This is a genomic window from Microcoleus sp. OTE_8_concoct_300, from assembly GCF_031383065.1.
Classification (GTDB): domain Bacteria; phylum Cyanobacteriota; class Cyanobacteriia; order Cyanobacteriales; family Microcoleaceae; genus Microcoleus.
In genome coordinates this window covers 1-2,992 of sequence record NZ_JANMZH010000570.1, presented here as the reverse complement: position 1 = coordinate 2,992, position 2,992 = coordinate 1, and the positions used below count along the sequence as shown (strand labels likewise).

The 2,992-nt window shown below is 46.7% G+C and carries 2 protein-coding genes; both read left to right on the top strand.

Annotated elements, in window-relative coordinates:
* Positions 1 to 154 precede the first annotated feature (154 nt).
* Positions 155 to 1,864, top strand: a complete 1,710-nt coding sequence (locus ACUVJL_RS26020) for a DUF3466 family protein (RefSeq protein WP_445248483.1) — start codon at positions 155 to 157, stop codon at positions 1,862 to 1,864.
* A gap of 142 nt (positions 1,865 to 2,006) precedes the next feature.
* A partial coding sequence (gene thiL / locus ACUVJL_RS26015; RefSeq protein ID WP_445248482.1) for a thiamine-phosphate kinase occupies positions 2,007 to 2,992 on the top strand: 986 nt, incomplete at its 3' end.

Below are 2,992 nucleotides of genomic sequence, written 5' to 3'. Positions count from 1 at the left end.
TCCTAGTTATTTTTGCAAGAGGTCTATTGAATTCGCGACCCTTAGCGTGAATTTTTGTAACAAATCCAGTGTCGGCGCATAAAATCTCGATCGGCACTCAGATAGATACATAGGGAACTCGTTCTCTACTCCCCACAGGGGAAACGCCAGCCCCATGAGCAAATCTGAGGTGCACATGAAAAAATTCAAAAAAATGCTTGAACAAGCTTGCCTGAGCAGGTATGTTCAAAGTTGTCTGTCGCTGACTGCTTTCACCCTATTGGGATTTACCGCAGTTGAACCCGTCAGTGCCGCCAGTCTTCATACTGGTTTCGCTTCCTATGCGATTACCGACCTCGGCCCAATCAATGCCTACGGTATTACCAATTCTGGACAAGTGCTAGTTGGTAATGGTGTTGCTGGGGTGTGGGATAACGGTCAGATAACTGAAATCAAAGACACCACTTGGGCCTACCAAATGAATAGTTCCGGTCAAGTTGTTGGTCGTTATCTTAGTGAAAACTGGACGGATAATGCCTACCTGTGGGAAAACGGTCAAAGGACTGACCTCGGTACTCTTGGTGGCATCGGAAGCTCAGCCAGTGACATCAATGATTCTGGGCAAATAGTTGGTAAATCTTACATTGCCCAAGATAAATTTAATCCGTTCCTGTGGCAAAACGGCACGATGAGAGATCTGGGTACTCTTGGTTTCAATGGAGGAGCTATGGGTATCAACAACCAAGGGCAAGTAGTTGGCTATTCGGGTCTCGTTGTCGGCATAACTCATGCTTTCCAGTGGGAAAATGGCAACATGATTGACCTGGGAACTCTTCCAGGGCATAACGGCAGCATAGCTTATGATATTAATGATTCTGGGCAAGCAGTTGGCTATTCATCAAATAGTCTGGCTCAGCAAAGTCAAGCTGTTTTGTGGTCAAATGGTCAGACAACTGATCTGGGTAATCTCGGCGGCAATATCAGCGCTGCGATTGGGATTAATAATAAGGGGCAAGTAGTAGGCTTTGGTAACACTACGGGCAATGGTGGGCTTAATCACGGCTTCATCTGGGAAGATGGCAAAATGGCTGACCTCAACAGTCTCATCCCTGGGTACTATAGGTGGTTTTTACAGCAAGTAAGCGGAATTAACGATCGCGGTCAAATTGTGGGACAGGGCATTAACCGTGCAACTGGACAAAATCACGCCTTTCTCCTCAACCCGATACCCGGTAGTTCTCAGCGAAATCCGTTGTTACCTGATAAGTTTGAGGATGGTTGGCATATTTTTAACAATGTGGCTAATCGTCTCTGGTTTGACCCGCCCACGGCTGCTGGTTTTACTTTCAAAATAGGCGATGCTGCGACGAATGGCGCTAGCGGAGGGACTGGTGATGGGGGTATTGTTGACAATAGTTCGATCGCACTTACTCCCAATCCAACCGAACCCTCGCTATTTACTAAAATTCTCGGTTTACCCAGCGGTATTGATGCTGATGAACTTTTCAGCGTCTTAGTTGGCGGCAAAGAAATCGGCAAATTCAAACCTAATGAAGTAGTAGATTTTGTGGCTTTACTCGGTTACGGCGTCTCGGAGTTTAGCGTCACTGGCATTGATGCAGAAATTGACCCGAAAAATCCTCTAGCTTTCCCGATTAAGTTGGAATCCAATCGAGATCAGTTTTCTTTCAAGATGCGGGCTGAAGCTGTTCCTGAGCCTTCGGAAATTGCAGGAATAGTAACTTCTGCTGCTTTTTTTGCTGGGCTGGTACTCAAGCGGAAACGGAAATTAGAAGATGATTCGGTGATTTTGGGAGAATCGGATGTTGAATCGGATCTTGAAATCGCTTCTAGTCAAACTCTCGTCCCAGCAGAGGGGGACTAAGAATTTCTGTTAGAACCCAGACTTATTCAAGAAGTCTGGGCTCTAAGGATTCTATTTTTTTAGGTTGAGTTACTGAGAATAAAATATAATATTATCAAATTAATAAAAAACCGTCTCTTCCCTCTGCGATTAATTCAGAATTATGCTGATTAAAGATATCGGTGAACAAGGTCTTTTAAGAATATTACAAAAATTCTGCCCCGTAGAGTTAGTGGGTGATGATTGCGCTGTGATGGCTACAAAGCCCCACCAATCTCTCGCTATTACTACAGATATGTTGGTAGATGGAGTGCATTTTAGCGATCGAACTACGGGGCCTTATTACGCAGGATGGCGCGCTGCTGCGGCGAATTTGTCGGATCTCGCGGCGATGGGAGCAACGCCTCTGGCGGTGACTGTAGCCCTCGCTGTGGCGCCGGATACGGCCCTGGAGTGGGTTGAAGAGTTTTATCGGGGGATGACGGCTTGCTTGCAAGAATATCATACGCCGATCGTCGGTGGCGATGTTGTCCGATCGCCCGTGGTGACTGTGGCGATTACTGCTTTTGGGGAGGTTGAGTGCGATCGTACCATTCGTCGGTCAAATGCGCGATCGAATTGGGCGATTGTGGCTACCGGGGTTCATGGAGCCTCCCGCGCCGGATTAGAATTGCTGTTAAATCCAGAATTCGGGCAAAATCTTACAGAAGTCGATCGAGCTTCCTTAATTCTCGCTCACCAGCGCCCTAAACCGAGGCTGGATGTTTTGCCGGTTGTTTGGGAGATTTTAGATTCTGCGGGTGAGTTTTCCATCGCCGGAATGGACAGCAGCGACGGTTTAGCTGATGCGATTATTCAAATTTGTCGGGCTAGCAGTGTTGGCGCAAAAGTCGATCGCACACAAATACCAATCCCCCATATTTTCAGCGAAATTGTATCAACCGAAAAAGCTTTAGAATGGGCATTATACGGCGGGGAAGACTTCGAGTTAGTGCTGTTTTTGCCGATGGCGAATGCTCAGTTATTAGTAGAACAAATCGGTGATGGTGCCCAGATTGTGGGAATCGCTACGGATAGCACCGATATCTGGTTAACTGATAGCAGCGGCATTTATCCTGATGCTAGATTAAAGCTCGATCGAGGATTTCA

What these genes read in the sequence shown, in the direction of transcription:
- ACUVJL_RS26020 (WP_445248483.1), top strand. Translation starts at nt 155, where the DNA reads ATGAGCAAATCTGAGGTGCACATGAAAAAATTCAAAAAAATGCTTGAA.